At 69.1% G+C, this 21,883-nt stretch carries 23 protein-coding genes; 6 read left to right on the top strand and 17 right to left on the bottom strand.

What is annotated here, in order from left to right; genetic code table 11:
- Positions 1-74: 74 nt before the first annotated feature.
- The 5 genes from CLV71_RS09365 to CLV71_RS09345 form a co-directional block, all read right to left on the bottom strand.
- Positions 75-452, bottom strand: coding sequence for a response regulator (locus tag CLV71_RS09365; RefSeq protein WP_243866320.1), 378 nt, complete (start codon positions 450-452; stop codon positions 75-77).
- Positions 452-1,873: a PAS domain-containing sensor histidine kinase gene (locus tag CLV71_RS09360; RefSeq protein ID WP_133902240.1), complete on the bottom strand. Its 1,422-nt coding sequence runs from the start codon at positions 1,871-1,873 to the stop codon at positions 452-454. Before CLV71_RS09360 ends, CLV71_RS09365 begins: the two co-directional genes overlap by 1 nt.
- A 31-nt stretch (positions 1,874-1,904) precedes the next feature.
- Positions 1,905-2,315, bottom strand: coding sequence for an ATP-binding protein (locus tag CLV71_RS09355; RefSeq protein ID WP_243866319.1), 411 nt, complete (start codon positions 2,313-2,315; stop codon positions 1,905-1,907).
- A 102-nt stretch (positions 2,316-2,417) separates the two neighbouring features.
- The gene (locus CLV71_RS09350; RefSeq protein WP_133902238.1) at positions 2,418-3,041 is read right to left on the bottom strand and encodes a response regulator transcription factor; all 624 of its coding nucleotides are present in this window, start codon (positions 3,039-3,041) and stop codon (positions 2,418-2,420) included.
- Positions 3,042-3,314: 273 nt separating this feature from the next.
- The gene (locus CLV71_RS09345; RefSeq protein WP_133902237.1) at positions 3,315-3,863 is read right to left on the bottom strand and encodes a TetR/AcrR family transcriptional regulator; all 549 of its coding nucleotides are present in this window, start codon (positions 3,861-3,863) and stop codon (positions 3,315-3,317) included.
- A gap of 75 nt (positions 3,864-3,938) precedes the next feature.
- Between CLV71_RS09345 and CLV71_RS09340 the strand changes: the two genes are divergently transcribed.
- A complete protein-coding gene (locus tag CLV71_RS09340; RefSeq protein ID WP_243866317.1) occupies positions 3,939-4,409 on the top strand; it encodes a pyridoxamine 5'-phosphate oxidase family protein in 471 nt (156 codons plus the stop codon).
- A gap of 9 nt (positions 4,410-4,418) precedes the next feature.
- Here the strand turns inward: CLV71_RS09340 and CLV71_RS09335 are convergent, their stop codons facing one another.
- Positions 4,419-5,627, bottom strand: coding sequence for a D-arabinono-1,4-lactone oxidase (locus CLV71_RS09335; RefSeq protein WP_133902236.1), 1,209 nt, complete (start codon positions 5,625-5,627; stop codon positions 4,419-4,421).
- A 71-nt stretch (positions 5,628-5,698) separates the two neighbouring features.
- Here CLV71_RS09335 and CLV71_RS09330 point away from each other — a divergent pair, with 71 nt between their 5' ends.
- Positions 5,699-6,565, top strand: a complete 867-nt coding sequence (locus CLV71_RS09330; RefSeq protein ID WP_133902235.1) for a LysR family transcriptional regulator — start codon at positions 5,699-5,701, stop codon at positions 6,563-6,565.
- Positions 6,566-6,593: 28 nt separating this feature from the next.
- Positions 6,594-7,562: a cation diffusion facilitator family transporter gene (locus CLV71_RS09325; RefSeq protein WP_133902234.1), complete on the top strand. Its 969-nt coding sequence runs from the start codon at positions 6,594-6,596 to the stop codon at positions 7,560-7,562.
- 6 nt (positions 7,563-7,568) lie between these two features.
- Here the strand turns inward: CLV71_RS09325 and CLV71_RS09320 are convergent, their stop codons facing one another.
- From CLV71_RS09320 to CLV71_RS09305, 4 genes are all read right to left on the bottom strand, one after another.
- The gene (locus CLV71_RS09320; RefSeq protein WP_133902233.1) at positions 7,569-8,435 is read right to left on the bottom strand and encodes a hypothetical protein; all 867 of its coding nucleotides are present in this window, start codon (positions 8,433-8,435) and stop codon (positions 7,569-7,571) included.
- Positions 8,432-8,614 (bottom strand): hypothetical protein, encoded by a 183-nt coding sequence (locus CLV71_RS09315; RefSeq protein WP_133902232.1) that lies wholly within the window; start codon positions 8,612-8,614, stop codon positions 8,432-8,434. Before CLV71_RS09315 ends, CLV71_RS09320 begins: the two co-directional genes overlap by 4 nt.
- A 291-nt stretch (positions 8,615-8,905) precedes the next feature.
- Complete coding sequence (locus CLV71_RS09310; protein WP_166664015.1) at positions 8,906-9,439, bottom strand: MarR family winged helix-turn-helix transcriptional regulator; 534 nt, start codon at positions 9,437-9,439, stop codon at positions 8,906-8,908.
- A 72-nt stretch (positions 9,440-9,511) separates the two neighbouring features.
- Complete coding sequence (locus CLV71_RS09305; protein WP_133902231.1) at positions 9,512-10,000, bottom strand: helix-turn-helix domain-containing protein; 489 nt, start codon at positions 9,998-10,000, stop codon at positions 9,512-9,514.
- Positions 10,001-10,529: 529 nt separating this feature from the next.
- On the opposite strand from CLV71_RS09305, the gene CLV71_RS09300 reads away from it, so the two are divergent.
- Entirely contained in the window at positions 10,530-13,436 is a 2,907-nt protein-coding gene (locus tag CLV71_RS09300; protein ID WP_133902230.1) for an AfsR/SARP family transcriptional regulator, read from the top strand.
- On the opposite strand, the gene CLV71_RS09295 is transcribed toward CLV71_RS09300, so the two are convergent.
- The 3 genes from CLV71_RS09295 to CLV71_RS09285 form a co-directional block, all read right to left on the bottom strand.
- The gene (locus CLV71_RS09295; protein WP_133902229.1) at positions 13,420-13,932 is read right to left on the bottom strand and encodes a helix-turn-helix domain-containing protein; all 513 of its coding nucleotides are present in this window, start codon (positions 13,930-13,932) and stop codon (positions 13,420-13,422) included. The genes CLV71_RS09300 and CLV71_RS09295 overlap by 17 nt on opposite strands.
- A gap of 509 nt (positions 13,933-14,441) precedes the next feature.
- Complete coding sequence (locus CLV71_RS09290; RefSeq protein ID WP_133902228.1) at positions 14,442-14,687, bottom strand: hypothetical protein; 246 nt, start codon at positions 14,685-14,687, stop codon at positions 14,442-14,444.
- 322 nt (positions 14,688-15,009) lie between these two features.
- Positions 15,010-16,056, bottom strand: a complete 1,047-nt coding sequence (locus CLV71_RS09285) for a zinc-binding dehydrogenase (RefSeq protein WP_133902227.1) — start codon at positions 16,054-16,056, stop codon at positions 15,010-15,012.
- A gap of 848 nt (positions 16,057-16,904) precedes the next feature.
- On the opposite strand from CLV71_RS09285, the gene CLV71_RS09280 reads away from it, so the two are divergent.
- On the top strand, positions 16,905-18,083 hold the full coding sequence (locus CLV71_RS09280; protein ID WP_166664014.1) for a Fic family protein: 1,179 nt from the start codon (positions 16,905-16,907) through the stop codon (positions 18,081-18,083).
- 335 nt (positions 18,084-18,418) lie between these two features.
- Here CLV71_RS09280 and CLV71_RS09275 read toward each other — a convergent pair whose 3' ends face one another.
- On the bottom strand, positions 18,419-19,564 hold the full coding sequence (locus CLV71_RS09275) for a hypothetical protein (RefSeq protein ID WP_133902225.1): 1,146 nt from the start codon (positions 19,562-19,564) through the stop codon (positions 18,419-18,421).
- A gap of 356 nt (positions 19,565-19,920) precedes the next feature.
- A complete protein-coding gene (locus CLV71_RS09270) occupies positions 19,921-20,457 on the bottom strand; it encodes an ATP-binding protein (protein WP_133902224.1) in 537 nt (178 codons plus the stop codon).
- A gap of 36 nt (positions 20,458-20,493) precedes the next feature.
- Here CLV71_RS09270 and CLV71_RS47560 point away from each other — a divergent pair, with 36 nt between their 5' ends.
- Entirely contained in the window at positions 20,494-20,667 is a 174-nt protein-coding gene (locus CLV71_RS47560) for a hypothetical protein (protein WP_166664013.1), read from the top strand.
- A gap of 33 nt (positions 20,668-20,700) precedes the next feature.
- On the opposite strand, the gene CLV71_RS09265 is transcribed toward CLV71_RS47560, so the two are convergent.
- Positions 20,701-21,336, bottom strand: a complete 636-nt coding sequence (locus tag CLV71_RS09265; protein ID WP_133902223.1) for a helix-turn-helix transcriptional regulator — start codon at positions 21,334-21,336, stop codon at positions 20,701-20,703.
- Positions 21,337-21,410: 74 nt separating this feature from the next.
- Positions 21,411-21,845, bottom strand: coding sequence for a hypothetical protein (locus CLV71_RS09260; protein ID WP_133902222.1), 435 nt, complete (start codon positions 21,843-21,845; stop codon positions 21,411-21,413).
- Positions 21,846-21,883 lie beyond the last annotated feature (38 nt).

The following is a 21,883-nucleotide window of genomic DNA, read 5'->3' as shown; positions in this document are numbered from 1 at the left end:
GTGACCCGGGCCTGTCCAGGTTCGCTGGTCAGACGTGGTGTCTTGGCGTGGTCACGACTGGTGTCGCACTGGTGTCACGAAACGGCGCCCGCGCGGCGCACCGCGGCGACGATTTCCGCGTTCGTGATCCCCTTGACCAGGAACTCCTCCACGCCGAGGCGCTTGAGCTCCTCCGCGGCACCGGAGTCGTCGTAGGCGGAGAAGGCCAGCAGCCGGGTCCTCGGCGAACGAACCCGAATCTCGCGGGTCGCGTGCGTGCCGCCGCCCCTCGGCATGCGCACGTCGATGACGGCGACGTCCGGGTTGTGCTGTTCGGCCAGCTCGACGGCCTCCGCGGCGTCGGAGGCGGTGGCCACGACGTGGAGGTCGGCCTCCGCCTCGATGACCTCCGACAGCGCCATGCGCAGCATCGGATCGTCGTCGGCCACGAGGACACGCAGCTGATCTGTCACTAAAGCTCCTGGGTGGGGGCGGTCGGTAGCCAGAACTGGATGGTGGTGCCGTTGCCGGGCGTGCTCGCGACCGACCACCAGCCGCCGGCGATCTCGGCGCGTTCCCGCATCTCCAGCAGCCCGAAGTGCCGGTACGGGTCGTCCGGTGCCGGGTCGGGGAAGCCGACCCCGTCGTCGCTGACGCGCACGAGCGTGCCGCCGTCCTTGCTGTGCAACGTGATCTCGACGCGGGTGGCGTGCGCGTGCTTGTGGACGTTGGTCAGTGCTTCCTGGCAGATGCGGAAGAGCGTGATCGACACCGGTGTCGGCGGCTCGTGCGCGAGCTCGGAGGTCAGCTCGGTCTTGAGCCCGGTCGGGGCGACGACGTCCTGCAGGTAGCCGGTCAGCGACGGGATGAGGCCGTGCTGGTCGATGGTGGTCGGCCGCAGGTTCACCACCAGGCCGCGCAGGCGCCCGACGGACGCGCGCACCGACTCCGCCAGCTGTTCCACCAGCTCGTGGTGCTCGTCGGGCAGCCGCCCGGCCAGCAGCTGCAGCCGCATGCCGACCGCGACCATCGCCTGGATCGAGTCGTCGTGAACGTCCCACGCGATGCGCCGCCGTTCCAGCTCCTGCGCCTCGACGAGGTGGCTCAGCAGCCGCCGTCGCTCGACGAGTGCCTGTTCGGCAGCGCGGCGTTCGGTCATGTCGCGGGTGACCTTGCTGAAGCCGCGTAGTTCGCCGGTGTCGCTGAAGAGTGCGGTGATGACGACGTTGGCCCAGAAGCGGGTGCCGTCCTTGCGGAGGCGCCAGCCTTCGTCTTCGAGGCGGCCTTCGCGGATGGCTTCTTCGAGTTCGCGTGCCGGTTTGTCGGCGGCGATGTCCTCTGGTGGGTAGAACACGGAGAAGTGCTGGCCGAGGATCTCCTCTTCGAGGTAGCCCTTGATGCGTTGGGCGCCGGTGTTCCAGCTGGTGATGTGGCCGGTGGTGTCGAGCATGAAGATGCCGTAGTCCAGCACGCCGTGGACGAGCAGCCGGAAGCGTTCCTCGCTCTCACGCAGCGCCTCGTCGGCGACGCGGCGTTCGGTCATGTCGCGGGTGACCTTGCTGAAGCCGCGTAGTTCGCCGGTGTCGCTGAAGAGTGCGGTGATGACGACGTTGGCCCAGAAGCGGGTGCCGTCCTTGCGGAGGCGCCAGCCTTCGTCTTCGAGGCGGCCTTCGCGGATGGCTTCTTCGAGTTCGCGTGCCGGTTTGTCGGCGGCGATGTCCTCTGGTGGGTAGAACACGGAGAAGTGCTGGCCGAGGATCTCGTCCTCGCGGTAGCCCTTGATGCGTTGGGCGCCGGTGTTCCAGCTGGTGATGTGGCCGGTGGTGTCGAGCATGAAGATGCCGTAGTCACGGACGCCCTGTACCAGCAGCCGGTAGCCGTCCTCGGATCGCATGGGCCAACTGTGTACCACCGGCCGGTCGACGTCAGTCCAGCTCGGTGGGGTCGGGTGCGGCGGGAAGCTCACACCACACCACCTTCCCGCGTCCTCGGCGAGACGCACCCCACGCGGACGAGAGCTGCTCGACCACGCGCAGGCCGAGTCCACCGGACGGGGTGACGCGGGGCGCGATCGGGAGCAGGGGGCTGTCGTCGCAGATCTCGACGCGGATGCGGTCACCGCTGCCGAGCAGCCGTACCAGCGGCGTGCCGTGGCCGTGAAGCAACGCGTTGGTGACCAGCTCGGACACCACGAGGACGGCGTCCTCGACGTGCTCGCCGCGCGTGCCGTTCTGCCACCTCGCGAGGGTCGAGCGGGTGAACTGTCGCGCCACTGCGGCGCTCGAGCTGCGCTCGGCGAGGCGGAGTTCGGCAACCACGGGTGCACGCGTCTCCACCCCAGCACCATCGATCATTCCGCCCTGCGGAACGAGATGCGAATGTCGCTCACCTGCTAGTGCAGATGCACCACTGGGTTCCGTCATCTTCGCAGGGACACCTCAGTCCAGCAGGCCTTCCCTGCGTGCGATGGCCACCGCCTCGAGCTTCGACCGTGCCCCGAGCTTCTCCAGCACGCGCTGCACGTGGTTGCGAGCGGTGTTGACCGCGACGCCGAGGCGTCGTGCCACCTCCGCGGTACTCGCGCCGTCGGCCAGGAGCCGCAGCGCCTGGCGTTCGCGGGCGGTGAGGGTGGCGCTGGGCGTGCGGCCGGTCAGCCTGCTGAGCACGCCCGCGAGGAACTCGGCGCCGAACACGGCCTCGCCGTCGGCGACGCGGCGGACCGCGTCCTCCAGCTCGTCGAGACCCGCGGACTTCAGGACCAGCCCGCTACCGCCCGCCTCGGCGACCCGGGCGGCGACCGTCGACGTCGCCTCGCCGGTCAGCACCAGGACGCGGGCGCCCAGCCGGCTCAGCGAGCCGATCGCGTCGATGGCGTCGCCGTCGGGCAGGCGGCGGTCCAGCAGCACCACATCAGGCGTGCAGCGGGCCACCTCGGTCAGCGCGGTGGCGATGGAGCGGGCCCGTGCGACGATCTCTATGTCGTCCGCGCGCTGCATCGCCAGAGTCATCGCCTCGGCCACCATGTCGTGATCCTCGACGAGAACCACCCGGGTCGGAGCCATGGGAGGATTCTCGTCCCTCTGGCTCGGGATCGGGGTGTTATTTCGTTGCGTCAACTTTCTCCCGCCGGCCATCGGTCGTGTCCGAACCGACCGTAGTGGGCGCGGCGACATCGGATGGGCGCGGCAGCATGTCAGGGTTCACGGAGAACCGCTCCCGGCAACGGCGCGCCAGACGGCGACTGGCGATGGTCATGGCAACTCACTCCTCGATACGCACCCTTTCGACGTATGGGCTACCCCTCACGTTGCGTGTTTAGCCATACCGTTATCGGGCTACTCCGAAGGACTGACTAACTGCTCCACAAGGGTTGTCCCCATACCGGCCGGAAGCGGCATGCCGAACAATGCGCGCACGTACAGCGGCGCCAGGACGTGGTCGAGAATGTCGTCCAGCGCCGGTACCCGTTCGCCTCTCGCCGCCGCACGGTCGAGCAGCTTCTGCAGGTCGGCGCCGCGAAGTCGGAGATGCTCGCTCGGTCGGCCCACGTTCGACACGGTCGCGACGAGCGCCCGGAGCAGGACGTGCCCCTCCGGCTCGGTCATCGCCCGCTCCACGCCGGTGGCCCACGCGGCCAAGTCGCCGCGTAGCGAACCGGTGTCCGGAACGGGTGACCGTTCATGCATCCGAGTGGCGGCGGCATCCATCAACAGGTTCTCTCTCGTGCCCCACCGGCGGTAGACGCTCGTCGGGTGCACGCCTGCCTGCTCGGCGATGCGGGGGATGGCGGCGTCGAGCTCGCCGGCCGCCAGCAGTTCGATGGCGGCCCGGTGGACGGCGTCGCGGACCTTGGCGCTACGGCCACCCGGCCTGGTCGCGGTCATCCCCCCATCTTAAAAGCGATCCGAGTTGCGTTTGGGTGCTAGTGTTAAAGCAACTCGGATCGCTTTAAGGGGTTGATGACCTTGGTGCGCAGGCTGACCACGGAGCAGCGCGAGAAGCTGCTCGCCCTGCCGCTGGTCGGGGTCCTGACCGTCGCAGCCGAGCCAGGGCGAGCGCCGCTGGCCACGCCGATCTGGCACGACTACCGGCCAGGCGGGCTCGTGGTGGTCCTGACCTCGCCACGACTGCGCAAGGCGCGGCTGATCGCCGAAGCGGGCCGCTTCGCCCTGTGCGTCCGGGAGACTGAGTGGCCGAACCGACACGTTTCGGTCGAGGGACCGGTGGTGGAGACAAGGCCGGTCACCGACGCGGACAGGCTCGCGATGGCCAGGCGGTACCTCCCGCCCGAGATCGCCGCCGCCTACGTCGAGGCGACCCACGAGGAGCAGGGCGGGAACGTGTCCATCAGCATGCGGCCGCAACGGTGGAACACGGCCGACTTCACCGACCTCGCGGAGCGGCTGAACCTGTCGCCGGCGTCCCTCTGAGGGTGCCTCTCACCGCGAGGTGCCGAGCCGGTCCAGGAACGGGTTCGTGAACTTGCCGTTCGGGTCGTGGTGGGCGCGCAGCTCGGCGAAGTCGGTCCACCGTGGATAGAGCGGGGCCACGTCGTGCGTGTGGAAGACCTTGCCCCAGTGCGGCCGCGCGCCCAGCGGCAGCAACGCCTCCTCGACCGCGGGCAGCACGGCGGTCACCCCCGGCACGTCGAGCTTCCACGTGAAGTGCACGCCGAGCACGTCGCGCCCGCCCGCCCCGCTCAGCCACAGGTCGTCCTCGGCGACCGTGCGCAGCTCCGAGATCTGCAGCAGAGGGGTGATCCGGTCGGACATCGACCGCACGCGCTCCAGCGCCGTGACCGCCGACTCGCGCGGCAGCAGGTACTCCGACTGCAGCTCCGCGCCCGCGCTCGGCTTGTGGCCCAACCGGAAGTGCGGCAGCCGGTCCAGCCACCGCCCCGGCACGCCACCCTGCTCGGTCACCGCCGCCACCGACTCGCCCGCGAGCATGTGCACCGGGCCCTCCGCGGGCTTGAACGGCAGGGTCACCGCGTCCAGCGACTTCACCCAGACCTGCGCGGGCGCGGCCCAGTCGGTGAACACGCTGACGCTGTACCCGCTCGCGAACACCGCGTCCAGGTCACCGACCACGTCCGACCACGGCACGTCGACGTACACCTGCTGGCGCACCTCGAACGCGGACCGCACGTTCAGCGTCACCCGCGTGACGATGCCGAGCGCGCCGAGCGCGACGACGCTGCCGTTGAACTCCGGGTCGCCGCGCCAGACCGTCCGCAGCCCGCCGGACGCCGTGACCAGCTCCAGCCCGGCCACCGAGGTGGACAGGCAGCCGTTGGCGTCACCCGAGCCGTGCGTGCCGGTCGCGACCGCGCCCGCCACCGAGATGTGCGGCAGCGACGCCATGTTCGGGAGCGCGAGGTCGTGTGCGGCGAGGAACTCCGCGAGCACGCCGTAGCGGGTGGCGGCGGGCACGACCACCTGACTGCCGTCGACGGTGATCTCGTCGGGCAGTTCCTCCAGCGACACCAGGGTGCCGGGGCCGTCGGCCACCTCGCTGAACGAGTGCCGCGACCCGAGCGCACGCACCCTGGCGCGTTCCGCCACCAGTGCCCGCAACGCGTCCACAGATCTCGGGCGTGTCACTTCCCTTGCCTGGTAAGCGACATTGCCCGCCCAGTTGCGCTCCACGTGCCGCGCTCCCTCCCTCTTCGTGCGGTGAAGTATGTCCTAGTTCGCACCTTCGCCAATAGCCTCGACCCATGGACGTGCGCCAGCTGCGGTATTTTCTCGCGATCGTCGACCACGGCAGCGTGCACAGGGCCGCGCAGGAGCTGTACGTGGCGCAGCCGTCCGTGTCCCAGGCGTTGCGTCTGCTGGAGCGCGACCTCGGCACCGACCTGTTCCACCGCACCGGCAGGCGGCTCGTCCTCACCTCGGCGGGGGAGCGGCTCATCGACCCGGCCCGCGAGGTGCTGCGGGGCATGGCACTGGTGCGCGCGACGGTCGAGGCGGTCGACGGGCTGCGTGCCGGGCGGCTGGCCATCGTCGCCATGCCCGCCCAGGCGATCAGCCCGCTCGCGTCCATGGTGGGCCGGTTCCGCGCCGCGTACCCGCTCGTGGAGGTCGCGGTCAGGGCCGCGGCGACGCCGGCGGAGGTGGTCGCGGCCCTGCGTGCCGGCACCGCCGAGCTGGGGGTCCTCGGCACGCCGGCCGTCGGTCCCGAGCTGGCCGGGCTGACCGTCCACCCGCTGGCGACGCAGGCCTACGTGCTGGTCGCGGCCGTCGAGGCGGACCTGCCTGCCGGCGAGCCGGTGTCCATGGACGCACTCGCCGGGCGCAGGCTGGTGGTCGGCAGACCCGGCACCGGGGCGCGCCGCGTCGCCGACGGGGTACTGCGGCGCTCGCCAGGCTGCCGGATCGCGGTGGAGGTCGAGCACCGGGAGGCCGTGCTGCCGCTGGTGCTCGCGCGGGTCGGCGTCGCGGTGCTCAACGAGTCCTGGCGGGAGCTGGCCCGCGCCGCGGGGGCGGTCGTGCGTGACCTCGCCGCGGACGAGGTGCTGAAGGTGTGCCTCGTGCACCGCGACGGCAGGCTGTCCCCGGCGGCGACGGCGTTCCTGCCGCGCTGACCGGCAGGTGCGGTACTAGATTCACAGCGTGGCGGAGCAAAAGTCCGAAAGTACGCTGACCGTACTCGTCGCGTTGGGCGCGAACCTCGCGATCGCGGTGTTGAAGCTGGTCGCGGGGGTGATCACCGGTTCGGCGGCCATGCTGGCGGAGGCCGGGCACTCGATCGCCGACACGTTCACCGAGGGGCTGCTGCTCACCGCGCTGCGCCGGTCGGGCAAGCCGGCGGACCGCGCGCACCCGTTCGGCTACGGCAAGGAGCGGTACTTCTGGTCGCTCATGGCCGCCGTGTCGATCTTCACGTCCGGTGCGTTGTTCGCGTTCTACGAGGGCTTCCGCACGATCTTCGGTGAGGACGAGGAGCAGACCAGCCCGCTCATCGGCTACATCGTGCTCGGGCTCGCGTTCGTTCTCGAGGGCATCTCGTGGCTGCGTGCCGTCCGGCAGGTCCGGGCGGAGGCGGCGACCGAGGGCCGGTCCGTGCGCCGCTACCTGCGGCTGATCGACGACCCGACGGTCAAGACGGTGTTCTTCGAGGACAGCGCGGCGCTGGTCGGCATCCTGCTGGCGTTCGGCGGCATCGCACTGCACGACGCGACCGGCTCCGCGTTCTGGGACGGCCTCGCGTCGGTGCTGATCGGCGTGCTGCTCGCCGGGGTCGCCTACCTGCTCGGCCGTACCAACAAGGGCCTGCTGATCGGCAGGCAGGCGGACTCGACCATCGTGCAGGGCGCCCGGGACCTGCTCGCGTCGGTGCCGGAGGTCGAGGTCGTCGTCGACCTGCTGACGATGGTCACCGGCACCGACCAGGTCCTGCTGTGCGCCCGGCTTGACTTCGCGGAGAACCTGTCGTCCACGGAGCTCGAGCTGGCCTGCGTCCGGATCTCGGCCGAGCTGCGGGAGCGCTTCACGGACCTGGACGAGATCTTCCTCGAACCGGTGCCGCGAACCGATCCCGAGCTGCGTGCCAGGGTGATGGCTCGCTACGGCGAGATCTAGCCAGGGTCAGGCGGCGGCCTCTTGCCAGGGCCTCGCCGAGCTGTCCACCAGCTCGGCCAGCGCCTTGAGCCGGTCGACCGACCGCGAGCGCAGCAGCGGTGTCGGGTCGGCGAGGGTGTCGCTCCAGATGGCGCGGCCCGCGAGGAACCCGGACGCGCCGGCCTGGCACGCCGTCCGCACCGCGGTGGGGAAGTCCTCGATCGTCACGCCCTGTGACAACACCACCCACGGCACCGGGACGGCGGCGGAGATCCGCTCGCACACCCGCCCGACCTGCGCCGGGTCGATCCCGCGGCGGGGGACCTGCGCCTTGTACAGCGACGGCCGCAGCGCGCCCAGCTCGGCGGCGGCCTCCACCTGCAGGTGGTCGAAGTCGAGATCGGACCGTGGCCGCACCACACCCTCGACGATCGACAGCAGCCCCGCCTCGTCGCACCGCCTGACGAACTCGGCCGCCATGGCCAGGCGGCGGTCCCGGTTCTCGTCCGGCCGCCACACGAGCAGCAGCTTCATGGCCACCACACCGCGCTCGCGCAGGTGCACGGGGTTGAGCTCCTCGTCGATCGACGTCTCGACGACCGGGCCGCCTTCGGGCGGGTGCCGCAGCCGGTCGGCGGCGAGGATGAGCCCGCACGTCGGTGGCAGCAGCCGGTCGGTGAGCACCTGGTCGAAGCCGTAGGTGCGGTCGATGAGGAACCCGCTCGCGTACTTGCCGAGCTCCGTGGCGACGGCGATCTTGAACTTCGTCAGGTCGCTGTCGGGCACCGGGGCCGGCGTGAGCGCGCCGAGCATCGCGCGCAGGCTTTCCCGCTGGTCCATCGCCACCATGGCAAGGCCACCGGACGGTCGCGCCAACTTGCCCAGGCTAGTCATGCCACCTCCAGTTCCCGGGACTCGAGGAGGTCCCGGAAGATCGCGTCGTGTCGGTCGGCGAGCACAGTCGGCCACGACGGGGGAAACCGGACACCGCCGACCCGTCGCGTGCCGCCCGCCGACCGGCCGGCGGGCACGCCGCGACCAGCCGCGGCGCGGGGCGCCACCCGCTTGGACACCACACCACCGCCTCTGCCGTTCTCCGATGAGTCCATCACATCTCTGGGCGTGCGTGCGCCTGTGTCGGGTGCGGCATCCAGGTGATCGTACGGCGGCGCCTCTACCGAAAGTGGTCGTCCGGTGCTGAACCTGTGAAATAGCAAGGAGATCATGGCCAGTTGCGCATGCTGTGCGAATGCGAACCCCGCTGCTTCCGTCCACTGTGTAGACGCCTGCCACCGACCGCACCCTCCCCCCTGCGAGCGTGGTCACGTTGCCATATCCGCTCCGCGCCGGTGGCACCGGGCCGATCAGTCCATAGTGGACTTCGGGGTCATACGGCGGGAAACAGCCTCCTGGTTGACAACCAACCGCAGGCAGAGGTCCCGCAGGCTGGCCACCTCGGCGTCGGTGAAGCCGTGGAAGAGGGCCGCCATCGCCCGCCGCGCGGGCTCCCGGAACTCGGCGACCCACGCGTGGCCGCCGTCGGTGGCGCTTACCCGCACCGCCCGGCGGTCGGCCGGGTCGGGGGTCCTGCGCACCAGGCCCTTCTGTTCCAGCGTGTCGACCAGGCCGGTCACGTTGCGTGAGCTGAAGCCGGCGTCGCGGGCCAGCTCGCCGACGTGGGCGTCGCCGCCGTCGAGCCGGAGGAGGAGGTCGACGGCGCCCGGGCTGAGTGCCCGGTTCCGCTCGCCGAGGTTCTGGAGCCGCTCGACCGCGTGCGCCGCGGTCCGCACGGCCGAGGCCGCCTCGAAGGTTTCGGTGGTGTCCGCGAACCGCCCGACCGCCTCCCGAACCGACGGGTCGTAGAGCCCGTCCTGATCGTGTACGTACTTCATAGTCATGGGCACAGACTAGTACGTACTTCCGATTGTCGCGCGACACGACCCGGCCGAGCCGTGTCGGGGGAAAGGTGGCTAACGCGGGTCACCCGGCGCGAACTCGACGAGGTAGGTCGCCAGTGCGGTGTGGGACAGCCCGAAGGCGGCGGCCATCTCTCGGATGGTCACCGGGGGCAGCAGCACGACCGAGGTGTCGGGTTCGTCGCGCAGGCGGTTTCTCACCCAGCGTCGGACGGGTTCGAGTTCGCCGCGTACGTCGCGCTGTATCGCCTTCAGGTCGACCTTGATGGAGAGGGCGCGCAGGTCGCGTGCTTTCTCCAGCGCGTGTTCGAGGATTTCGGTTGCCGCTACGCCAAGGCCCTTGCAGATTTCGATGAAACGCGGCACGGACAACGTCCTCGCGCCGTGTTCATAGCTGAGCAGCGTTCGGTCGGTGATACCGGACGGAAGCAGGTCCACGAGATCGGTGCGCGACAGTTCTCGTGACTCCCGCACGGCGCGGAGTTCCTGGCCGATGATCTTTGTCAGAAGTCTGTCGCCCGATTCGTTCGGTTCGCTGCCCAAAAGTCACTTCTTCCCCCGATCGTCATAACGGCGGAGAAGAAATGGTCGGCGGACGTTCGGGCACACCATCTTCCAGATTTAGTCGGTGGTCGGTGGCATGTCAAGGAGGGTGAGATCGAACTCGCTCGCGGTCGCGATCATCGCTCGATGGTGTGAATCTTGCCTCGGGGACATTCGGCAGCGCTCCCGGGGGCTGACGCGGGTGTGGGGTGTCCGCGGGGGCGCCGTGGCAATTGCCGCGTGCTGGTCGCGTCGAACATGTCACATCGGTGGGCGGTGCTGTCTCGACCAGTGGGGAAGCGCAGGCCGGCGCCGGTATGCACGTGCATCTGCTCGTGCGCCGCGTGTATAATTTCGGTCGTCGAGGTCCTGCCTGCCGTCAGTCAAACTTTGCGTGTGGTGCCAATGACGTATCATACAACAATTGTGTTACATGACTTCCTGGATCTTTGTTGATAAGTAACATGCGACGAGATAGCTGTCGCGTGGTGCCAGCTTTTGTATTGGGGTGGAAAGCTGGGGTGCTGGGATGAACGACAACGCAGTTTTGGGGATTTTGGGCACGACCGCGTTGCTCCTCGACAGCGGTCCGGACGACTCGTGGGGCAAACCACGGGAGCGGGCCGTTCTGGCGGCGCTTCTGGTGCACGCCAACGAGTTGGTGCCGGTCGACACGCTGGTTCGGTGGGTCTGGCCCACCGACAAACCCGCGCCGTTGCCCGCTGGTCCGACCATCGACAGCTATGTCGTACGGATTCGGCGCGTGTTGGGGCGCATGCCCGGATCGCCGCGGGTTCAGGCCGAGGCCGAGGGCTACCGGCTGGTTGTCGACACCTCGCTCGTGGACCTGTACCAGTTCCGTGGCCTGCTCGGGGCCGCCCAGGCCGAGCAGAGCCCCTCTCGTGCCATCGAGCTCGTCGAGGCCGCGCTCTGGCTGTGGCGCGGGCTGCCCCTCGCCGACCTCGTGACCCCACCAGCCAGGACCTGGCGCGAGCAGGTCGTGCGGGAGGACTGGCTTGCCGCACACACCGTCCGTGTGCAGGCGTTTCTCCGGCTCGGGCGCTACGACGCCATGCTCGCCGCCCTCGACGAGCTGCAGCTCGACTTCCCCGACGACGTCTCCCTCGCCAAGCTGCGGCTCACCGCGCTCTACCACCGGCGACTGTTCGCCGACGCCAACCGGTACTTCCTCGCGACCTGGCACCGCCTGCGGGGCATGGGCGACCAGGCGTCCGCGCTGCTCCTGCGTGAGCACGACAGCGAACTGGCCGCCGCGCACCCCGTGCCGGTGCTTCCCGAGCCGACCGTCGTGCCGAGGCAGCTGCCGGACGACGTGACCGACTTCGTGGGGCGGCGCGAGGAGTTGGCCCTGCTCGACGCGGTCGGGGACTCGGGTGTGCTCGTGCTGGACGGGCCCGGTGGGGTGGGGAAGACAGCGCTCGCCGTGCATTGGGCGCATCGCGTGCGGGGGCGGTTCTCCGACGGCGAGATCTGGGTGAACATGCGTGGTTTCACCGCGGGTAGCCAGGTCGACGTGGCCGCGGTGGTCGACGATCTCCTCGCCGCACTCGGACAGCCGCCCGCGGCGAACCTGGGGCGGCGGCAGCGTGAACAGCTGCTGAAGGTGCTGGTCGCGGACCGGCAGCTGCTCGTCGTGCTCGACAACGTGCGGGACGCGGACCCGGTGCGGCGGCTGATCGAGCTGATGCCGTCGTGCCTGGTCGTGGTCACCAGCAGACGCCGGCTCTCGTTGCCGGTCGTCGCCAGGGTGTCCCTGAGACCGTTGACGCCGGAGAGCGCGACCATCCTCCTGTCCGTCCGGGCCCACGGACGGATCCCGGACGCGGGCCGCATCAGCGCCTTCTGCGGCGGTCTGCCACTGCTGCTCACGGTTCTCGCTGGTCAGCTCGTCGGCAAGTCGCCCGCGAACCTCGGTGAGCTGGTCACGCGCCTCGACCGGCGGCGGGTGTTCGCGGCAGCGGGCAAGGACGTGCCCACGCCGAACGGCGAGTCGTGCCTCACCTGGGCCTACCAGGCGCTGGCCGCGCCGGAGCGGCGGCTCTTCCGGCTGCTGGCGGTGCACCCCGGCGACGACATCGCCGCGGAGGCGGCCTACGCGTGTGACGGCCGCAGTCCGGCCGAGACCGTAGCGAGCCTGATGTGCCTGGTGGCGGCCAACCTGCTGGAGCCGTCGGACGAGCTGGACAGGTTCGGCAGGCACGACGTGCTCGGTGAGTTCGCCACGCGGTGCCTCGAGAGCGACGAGCCCGCCGACGAGGTCCACGCCGCGCGGGAGCGCCTCTTCGACTACTACGTCACGTCGACCACCAGCGCGGCCAGCCTCGCGTGCCAGGACCACCTCCTCGTGCACGAGGAGTTCGTGCCGTTCGGCGACGCGGACGAGGCCCTGACCTGGTTCGGACGCGAGCGGCACACGTTGTCGGCGATCCTGCGCCAGGCCTACGACGCCGCCTGGCACGACCACGTCGGGCGGCTGGCCGACCCGGTGGCGAGCCTGCTCGAACGAGCGGGCAACACCGTCGAGAGCCGCGCTGTCCGGCTGCTCGCGCTCGACTCGGCGCGGGCTGCCGGTGAGCGCGAGGTGGAGGTGACCGCGTTGTGCCGGCTCGGCGCCACGCACCTCCTGTTGGACGAGCACGAGGCGGCGCGGCGGTGCCTGGCCGCGGCCGCGCGCATGGCGCCTGCCGACGACCTTCGCTGTGGCCACGTGTCCCTGTTCGACCAGCTGGGGCAGCTGGCGATGTTCCGGGGCGAGCGGGCCGAGGCGTTGTCGCTGTACGAGCGTGCCCTGACCGTGGCCGAGCAGGCCGACGACCTGGCCGGGATGTGCTGGCTGTACTGCCGCATCGGGCAGGTGCTGCGGGTGGCCCAGCACCTCGACGACGCACTCGGTCAGCTGCGGCAGGCACGTGCCGTAGCCCGGCTCGCGGACGACCGGGCCGCCGAGGCGCTCGCACTCGCCGAGATCGGTGCCATCCACCGGGACCTCGGGGAGTGCTCGGCCGCGCTCGCCTACTGCGAGGAGGCCTTGGCAATTGCCGAGTCGATCCCCGACCTGACCTCGGCCGCCCTGATCTGCGCCACGCTGTCGACAATTGGCTCGGAGAGCCGCTGGTTCGACAAGGCGGTCGCCTACAGCAGGCGCGGGGTCGAGCTGCTGCGCGGCTCGCAGGACCTCTCGGCCCAGGCGCAGGTCGTCGCCGCGCACGGGGACGCGCTTTACCACAGCGGCGAACCGGACGAGGCCGTATTGATGTGGCAACAGGCGGCGGATTTGTACGACCACGCCGGGTTCGGCGTACTCGCGATGCGGTTGCGCAGCAAGATGGAAAGCCGCCGAATGCACGGCTCGGCGCCCCGGGCACGCGTGGAGTCGCCGTCGGCGATTCGCCACATCGTCAATTCGACGGAGTGACACCCTCGTTCTCCATGTCTTTCTCGGGAATGAACCTGGCGAGGTAGTTGGCGAGCTCGGGGTAGGAGCAGCCGACGAACGTGGCCAGTTCGCGGACGGATGACGGTGGTAGTTCGACGACGCCGTCGGGGAAGTCGTTGAGTTTGTTGCGGGCCCATTGGTGCATGGGGCGGAACTTGTCGCTGCGGTCGTGGAGCATGGCCAGCAGGTCGACGAGCAGGACGAGGTTCTGCAGGTGGATTCGTGCTCGTTGCAGTGCCTGGCTGAGCAGCGATGGTGCGGGGACGTCGAGTGTGTGGCACAGCTCGATGAACCGGAGGATGGTGAGGTGGCGGGTGCCGTGTTCGTAGGACAGCAGGGTTCTGTCGCCGATGCCCGATGGCAGGCGGGCCACGAGCTGGGCCCGTGACCAGCCTCTGGCCTCACGCAGGCGGCGCAGCTCCTCGCCGACCGCCCGCGAGATGGCCTGCTGCGTGACGTCGCCGTGGGGATCCATCAGGGCCTCCAGCCCCGAGGCGTGGCGGGACGGCGTGTTGTAGGGAAGGTCATGCGGAAGTTCTCTCCCGTTCCCGTCACATGGCCCGAGCCCGGTGCGGGACCGCATCGGGGCACGGGCGTCAGGTGATGGCGTATCGACAGTCTGGATGGACGGCATTGCGGCTGGGCCGACCGAACTGCCCATGGCCTGGCCGGCGGCTGGACCTTCCGAGTAGGGGAGGGAAGGCAGCGCCGTGCGTTTGAGTCCAGATTAGAGGCGAACGCCGTCGGTTTGTGGGCAGTTGACAACGATCGTGGCGAGCATTCAATCATCCGGGCGAGATCTTAACGGGTGCGTGTGCGCATTCGGTGGGTATCACCTGCGGCGTTAAGTTACACGGGTGAACGCGGCCAGGTTCGGTGGGGTGAACGTTATTGCGTTGGGTAGCCGGCGTGAATGGCTAATTCGACCGGTTGCGACGCCGAGTAAATTCATATTCCGAACTGAGCGTGTAGGCTATTAAACCCTTACTGCGCAATGGTGCCGCGAGGGTGTTGGACGGGCCGGTCGCCGCCCTCGCCGCCCTCACCGTCCTCACCGGACGCGGAGCGGTCGAGTGCGCGGGCCAGGACCTCGGGCGCGGAGACCCCGCGCTCGGCGCACAGGTCGACCAGTCCAGGGATCGTGAGCCGGTCGTCCACCTCGGGCGACGGGTCGCCGGGCAGTTCCTCGCCGATGGCGCGGATTATCGGAGATTTCTCCGGTGTGTTCATTCGTCGCCTTCCTCGGACGGGCTTGACATCAAGGTTAGAGCGAAATGGGGCCCGGAGTGCGACGCCCAACACCGATCGGGGTGCCTGTTCATCGAATGGGGTGTTCTTGTCCCGGTCCACCCTGCGCTGACGGCGACCAATGGTCGAAGCATTGGTTCTTTCGGGTCAGAAAAAGGTGCGCGCTGGAGTGATGGCAATGATCTGGGTTACCCTCAGTCGCGGCCGGGTCCGGAACAGAATGTTCGGTTCCGGAATTACGGAATCACCATCGTGGCACAGTTCGGAAGAATGCGTGATGGGTCATCGTGGCCGCGACACGGGTTCACGGGGTGAGGATCAGCCGGATCGGGTTGCCCTGCTTGTCGGCCAGCGCCTTCACGGCCTCCGGTGCCTCGGACAGCGGCAGCGTCCCGCTGACCGACCGGCTGAGGTCGAGGCGGCCGTAGCGGATCAGGTCGATCAGCCGCTCGACGTCTCCGGCGCGGGAGCCGTAGTGGCCGAGGATCCGCGTGCCGCGGATGCTCACGGCGATACTGTTCGGGATCGTCAGCGGCTCGGGGGTCAGGCCGACCAGCACGAGGCGGCCATCGCGGCCGAGGCAGCGGACCGCCTGCTCGCGGACCGCGCCGACACCGGCCATGTCGTAGGCGACGTCCAGCCCGGCACCACCGGTCACCGCCGCCACCTGTTCGCCGAAGTGGGGGTCGGCGGGGTCGAACGCGAAGTCCGCCCCGAACTCGAGGGCCCGGTCCCGTGCCGCGTCGAGCGGATCGACCGCGACGACCGGAGCGGCGCCGACCATCCGCAGGAGCTGCACGGCGTGTGCGCCGAGCCCGCCGACACCCCACACCCCGGCGGGGCGCCCCGGCTCGGCGCGGCCGGTGCCCGCGACCGCGCCCCACGGCGTGGACACCGCGTCGGGCACGATCGCCGCCTCCTCGAACGACAGCGTGTCCGGCATCGCGACCAGCGTGTGGTGCGTCGCGAGCGCGTACTCGGCCCAGCCGCCGTCGTAGTCGACGCCCCTGGTGCGGACGGCGAGACAGGGGGTGCGGAAGCGGGTGCACTGCGGACACACCCCGCACCGCTCGCCCGCCTCGAGCACCACCCGGACGCCGGGCAGCCACTGGTCCGGCACGTCGGGCCCCACCGCGTCGATCTCGCCGGAGACCTCGTGCCCGAGCGTCACCTCCTGCGCGTCCAGGAACGCGGGGCGGAGGCTGCCGTCGATGAGGTGCACGTCCGAGAGGCACACACCGGCTGCCCGCACGCGGATCCGCACCTGACCAGGCCCCGGCTCGGGGATCGGCACGGTCCGCATCCCGAACGTGCCAGCAGTCGGGTCCAGCCGTCCGGCGAGCATGGTCATCCCGCCACTCTAGTGCTCCATCCACGGAGGTTGGCAGGTCGGCCGACCAGCGACCCCCGCACTGAAGGACGCCTTCGTAACGCTGGGCGTACTGAAGGACGCCTTCGTAACGGTGGGGGTACTGAAGGCGTCCTTCATTGCGGTCGGGCTGGGGCCACCGAGGGGCGAGGTGGCGAGGCCCGCTTCGCGGGCCGGGGGGCGCGAAGCGCCTGGCCATGCCCGGTCGGGACGCGGGTTTCACCCATCGGAACGGTGACGCCCCGGTGGAAGACTCTCGGGAGATGCTCGGCGTTACGAAGGCGTCCTTCAGTGCGCTTGACCGGGGGCGGCCCACCGAGAGGCGCGTCCACGATGGCGTGGCCGGAAGACCACCGGTCGATCCAGGCCCACCGTACTGATGGCGTCCTTCGTAACGTCGGGTTGGCCAGCTCTCTCCCTGGTCCGGGTCGCCGGGGATCTCCCGCCGCAGGAACCATTGCCGCCGCCGCAAGTGGACTCCCGCGTGGGGCCCGGCAAGGCGGCCTCGACGGAATTTCGGTGCGTCGGCGCTCGGGTGGCGACAGAAAGTTTGTTTGCTCACGCTATCGGGTGAATTTCAGGCTAGATTAGGTGAATTTTGATCGTTCGACCGGCGGGGTGGCCGTGTTGTTCCGCTTTGTCTACCTGGCGGACTCGCAGGGCGTGATCTGCGAAAGCGCTGGACATCGCACGTTCGGGCGGCGTGAAGTACGGCACTATTAGGTTGCTCCAGAAGGGTGAGTCTGACGTATGTGGACACTACGGAGAGGAGATTTTTAAGGCTTGCCGCAATTTGGAGCCGAGATGAGTTGTCGCTTACGCTTCATATCGTGACACGCAGCGTTCATGGGTTGCCAGGACGACGATTCCCGTGTGACGACGACGTCGGTGAGCTTCCTCCTTCTCTCTGCATCGAGGGCGCTTTTCTGGCGGACCCGTTACCGTCCGAGATCGTGCTGCGGCAGGAAACCTATCGAGTGGCCGCCGCTGCCGAACAGAAGTTGGGGCGTCTGGACGTGGTCACGCAGCACATGCCAGTCAGAAAGCACTGGGTTGAACAGACCATGCGTCGTGAGGCACTGGCGTCGGCTCGACTGGACGAATGGCTGATCACGGTGCGAGAGGCGTACGCCCTCGACCTGAAGCAGCCGGCGCAGGATCGGGACACCCCGCTGCGCGGGTATCTCCGGTCGGGCATCGCTGTCGTCAAGGCGGCCAAGCGTGGGCGGCCACTGGACGTCGACCTCATGGGTCGGCTCAGTTCGGTGACTACCGGCGGTCGCGGGGACGAACCTCTGCCCTGGCGGACGACAACGGCGTGGCTGGGTGGGTCGTCGCCCGCGGCGGCGTACCTGATCGTCGCTCCGCCCGGGGCGGAGTTGCGGGTCGGGACCGAGCAGTGGTGCAGCTGGGTGCGTGAGCAGAAGGAGATGCCTCTGATCGTCAAGATCACCGCGGCGCTCCTGCAGTTCATGCTGCTCAGCCCGTTTCCGCGATCAGGACACCTGGCCAGGTTGGCGGTCACACACGAGTTGCTGCGGACGCGGACTCTGAGCGCACCCGTGCTGCCGCTCTCCGAATGGCTTCACCGCCACCAGGACGAGCTGCCGCGCATAGTGCGTGGTGTCGTGGAGAGCCATGACCTCGACACCGCCGTGTCGTTCGTCGCGGCCTGTGTCAGTGAGGTCTGCGAGGTGGAGATCGCGCGGATCGAGTCGGCTCGTCGGCAGAGTGCCGAGGTGTTGAGGAAGTTCACGCGCAGGACCGCTGTCGTGCGGGCGATCCAGGCCCTCTACGCGAAGCCCATGATGGGCCTGAGCGAGATCGAATCGGTCTGCAAGGTCAGCGACAGCCAGGCCGCCAAGGTGATCCGCCAGCTGCAGGAAGCCGGTGTCGTCGAACCGCTTGACATGGCTTCGTTCCGGCAGCACACCACCGACACTCCCTACCGCAAAACGGTGTTCGTTCCGTCGATCATGCGTGTGCTCGGCCTGTGGCCGTTGCCCTGAGACCGGGCGAACTCACCACTCGCGCCGATGCCCGCGTGACCCGCGTGCGACGACGACGAGACGACATTCCCGCCGTGCCTCGGGTTTCATCCGCGGCCCGCGCTCTCCCTCCCCATCGAAAGCCCCAACCGTGAGATCGCATCGCAACCATCGGCCTGGCCGCCGACGAGAATACTGTCCACCGGGTCGCCGTCGTCGCGGATCCTCAAGGCGACGCGTGCCCCCGGGCGCTCGGTCCATGCGTAGGCGTGGCATGGAGATCGCGCAGCTGGTGCTCCAGTTCGGCGTCCTGGGGCTCGGCATCCTCCAGGCGGCTGTGCAGATCCTGCACGAACTTACCCAGTCGTAGTGCCGGGACGCGGAAGGTCGTCGTCTCGACGAGTCCGCACGAGTTGACGCAGTCGCTCGCGTGCTTCCTCGTTTCCCTTGGTTCCCAACAGGTCCAGCGCCTGGTTGAAGGCTCTGCGGCCCAGGGTGGTGTTTCCCAGTGCCCACAGCGCGCGGCCGCGTAACTCGGCGACTCGCGCCTCGAACGCGATGTCGCGAGGTCGCAGACCACAGAGGAGCTGTTCTGCCTGGTCGAAGTAGGTGATGCCCTGTTCGGTGCGACCGCAGGCGACCATCAGCCCGCCGAGTCGGGCAAGGGTGTCGGCGAGCGCGTGCTGCTCGCCGGCCCGCTGGTGGAGGTCGGCGAGGTCGAGGAGGGCGTCGGCGGCGCGAGAAGCCTGGCCCCGGCCGAGAAGGACGGGGATCAGGGCGGCGAGTAGGTCCCCGAGTACCTTCTCCTCACCGTGTTCGCCGGCGATGGCCAGAGCGTGCTCGTACTGCCGCTCCGCGGTCGTCACGTCGGACGACCTCAGCGCGGCGTCCCCGTTGGCGCGTAACAGATCGACCGCGTTCGCAGGGGCGCGGCGGGCGATCTGCTCACCGACAGCCATGAGCGCCGCCCTCCACTCCCGATCGGGCACGTCACTCGCCACCCGGGAGGCGGCCATCGCGACGGCGAGTACCTGCTGGACATCGCCTGATCGCAACCCCAGCCGGAGGGCAGCGATGAGCCTGTCGCGGTGGGTGGTCGTCCATGCGGCCACCGCGTCGTGGTCGCCGTGACCGAGTCGTGCGAGGTGGTGGTCGAGGTAGCGAGCGGCGATGTGCCCGTCGTTCGCGGTGAGACGTTCGGCCGGAACGACGTCGATCGCGTCGTGGACGAGCCAGGTCTCCGCCTCGGCAACCAGCGTCTCTCGCCCGTCGGACTGCTGACGCGTCCATCCTGTGCGCCTCAGTTCGGCCAGGTTATCGGTGATTTCGTCCTTGGCCATGTCGAGCGCGTGAACCAGTTCTGCCGGCTCGGTGGAACCGATCAACGCGGTCGCTCGCAGCACCGTCGCTGCTTTGGGGGAGAGGGTGTCGTACCTGTCGGTCCAGGAAAAGCTCACCCAGTATTCTCCCCTCCAACCAGGCTCGGTTTCGCCATCCAGCATGAGCTACGAGTGCGTCCACCGCGACAGTGACCACCCATCTGCACTAACTGTCCGTGCACTTTTTCACCCTACGGATGCTAGTTGACCGGTGTACGAGCCACTGAACTAATCGGTGCCCGTTGAATCAATGTGCGGCAGTATGTCGTTACCGAGTTCGCGGGATTTCACGACAAAGGTGCTACCCCGTATTTGTTTCTCCTGGTTGGAACGTCGACTTGAGGCGAGGATCACCGGCCTGGTCCTCGAAGACCATGCACGGGGGGTGACTCACCGCGCATATGTCATCGCAGTGCGTGACTCACCGCAGACAAGTTCCTGTGCGAGGTGAAGGAGGCCTTGCCCCCGTCAGCTGGTGCCTAGATGCGCGGAGGGTCGCCGTGGTCGCGGCGCAGGCCCTCGAGGATGCGTTCCATCACGTCCGGTGACAGGTCCTCGGCGCCGGCGATCTCGGCAGGGGGCGGGGCCGCCGCCGCGGCGGCACGCGTGGTGCCCCGGCGCGGGAGGGGCACGACGGTCGCGTCCATGCCCTTCGGCAGGGGGACCTCGGTCCAGATGAGCTGCTTGCCGGTGGACAGCATCGTGACGCCACTGTTCGGACCGGACAGGGAACGCGGCAACGAGAGGGTCGGCGTCCTTCTGTCGTCCTCGATCTCGATGGCCAGTGTGTTACCCGACAGGCGCAGCCGGAACAGCAGCATCGTCGGGGTGGCCTTTTTGTCCGGGTTGCCGACCACGGACGTGATCAAGGCCTCGGTGGCGCGCCGAACGTCCGGCACCATCGTCTCGACCCGCCACTCCACGAGGGTGAACCGCACGAAGAGATCGGCACAGTTGATCGCGCTCGGCAACGCGACGAGCTTGAGGTCGTCTACCTGCACCGTCTGATCGCGCACGGATAACTCCACATCCCAACCGTCGGGAGACGCCCCGTGATCTTCCGCGTAACCCTGTTGCTAGGCAATGCCTACAAGGCTGCAGGTTACTGCTTCCCGCAAGCGGCCTTCGAGGGGGCGGTGTCTGGCGCATCCGGCGCGCTGAGCACGCCGGATGCCCTGACCTGCGGCGGCGGACACGACCCCACCGGCGTGCCGCCGCCGTTGTGACCAAAACGACCACAAGTTGGGTCAGATGACGTATCAGATGAGTCCCTCTCGTAGCGCGTACGCGACCGCGTGGGCCCGGTTCCTGAGGTGGAAGCGGTTCGTCACGTCGTGCAGGATGCTCTTGACCGTCCGCTGCGAGTAGCAGAGCTTCTCCGCGATCTCCTGGGTCGAGAAACCGGACGCGACCAGGCGCAACACCTCAGACTCGCGGGTCGTGACGCCTGCGAGCTGCAGGCCGCGCGGCTCCAGCACGTGCCGCTGCAGGCGCGAGACCTGGTTCAGCAGCCTGCCGAGCAGGTCCGGAGGCAGCGAGCCCTCGCCCGCTGCCGCCGCCCTGACAAGTCTGACCAGCATGTCCGGGGTCGCGTCGGCGCGTCTCGCGACCGCGCACACCCCCGACTCGACCGCGGTCAGCACCTCGGCCTCGGCGACCTCGCCCGCGATCAGGACGAGCTTGGTGTAGCCGCGGGCCTGGACGGCACGCAGCAGTGCGACGGTGCGGTCGTCGAACCGGTCGGCCGCGACGAGCGCGACGGTGGCGGCCGGGTCGGCCGTCTCGTCGGCGAGCCAGACCTCCGGGCGGGTGCGCAGCGTCATGCAGACGCCGTTCTGCAGGATCGGGTCGGTGGCGCGGACGAGGACGTGGGTGCGGGTGGTGGTTGCCGACATGGTGTTCCCCTCAGAGATCGCGTGCAGGTTTGTCTTGCGGTGACAGCAGTGAGGTGCTGGGTGGAGCCTGTGGACTAGCGGCGTTCGCTGCGCTGGACGACCAGCACGGCACCCGCGGCGGCGAGCGCCAGGAGCGCGAGGACCGGGACGGCGATGAGCCACCACTCGGTCCCGTCGGTGCCGGTCGGCCGTACCGGGGTGCTCCTGACCTGGCCGGACGCGTTGCCGGTCTCAGTGTTGTCCGGGTCGTCCGTGCGGGTTCCCGTGTTCTGCGTGGTCGTTGTCGGGTCCTCGGTCGGCTCCGTCGGCTCGCTTGCCCCCGTCGGCTCGTCCGTCGGCAGGGTGAGGTCGCACGGCATCGGCCGGGCCTCGCACGGCTTCGGGGGCGGCGGCTCGGTCGGGGTGAGGATGACCGGCGGGTCGGCCGGTGTCGGTGGGGCCGCCGTCGCCACTGGTGTGCCCAGCAGCAGCGTGGCCAGCAGGAATGATGCTGTCAGTAGAGCCCGCATCGGAGTGGTCCTCCCGGTGGACGGTGTTACGTCCGGTA

The sequence above is a fragment of the Actinophytocola oryzae genome (assembly GCF_004364325.1).
In the GTDB taxonomy this organism is placed as follows: Bacteria; Actinomycetota; Actinomycetes; order Mycobacteriales; family Pseudonocardiaceae; genus Actinophytocola; species Actinophytocola oryzae.
Note: the sequence above shows the minus strand (reverse complement) of the source record. Positions and strands in the feature narration are given on the sequence as shown.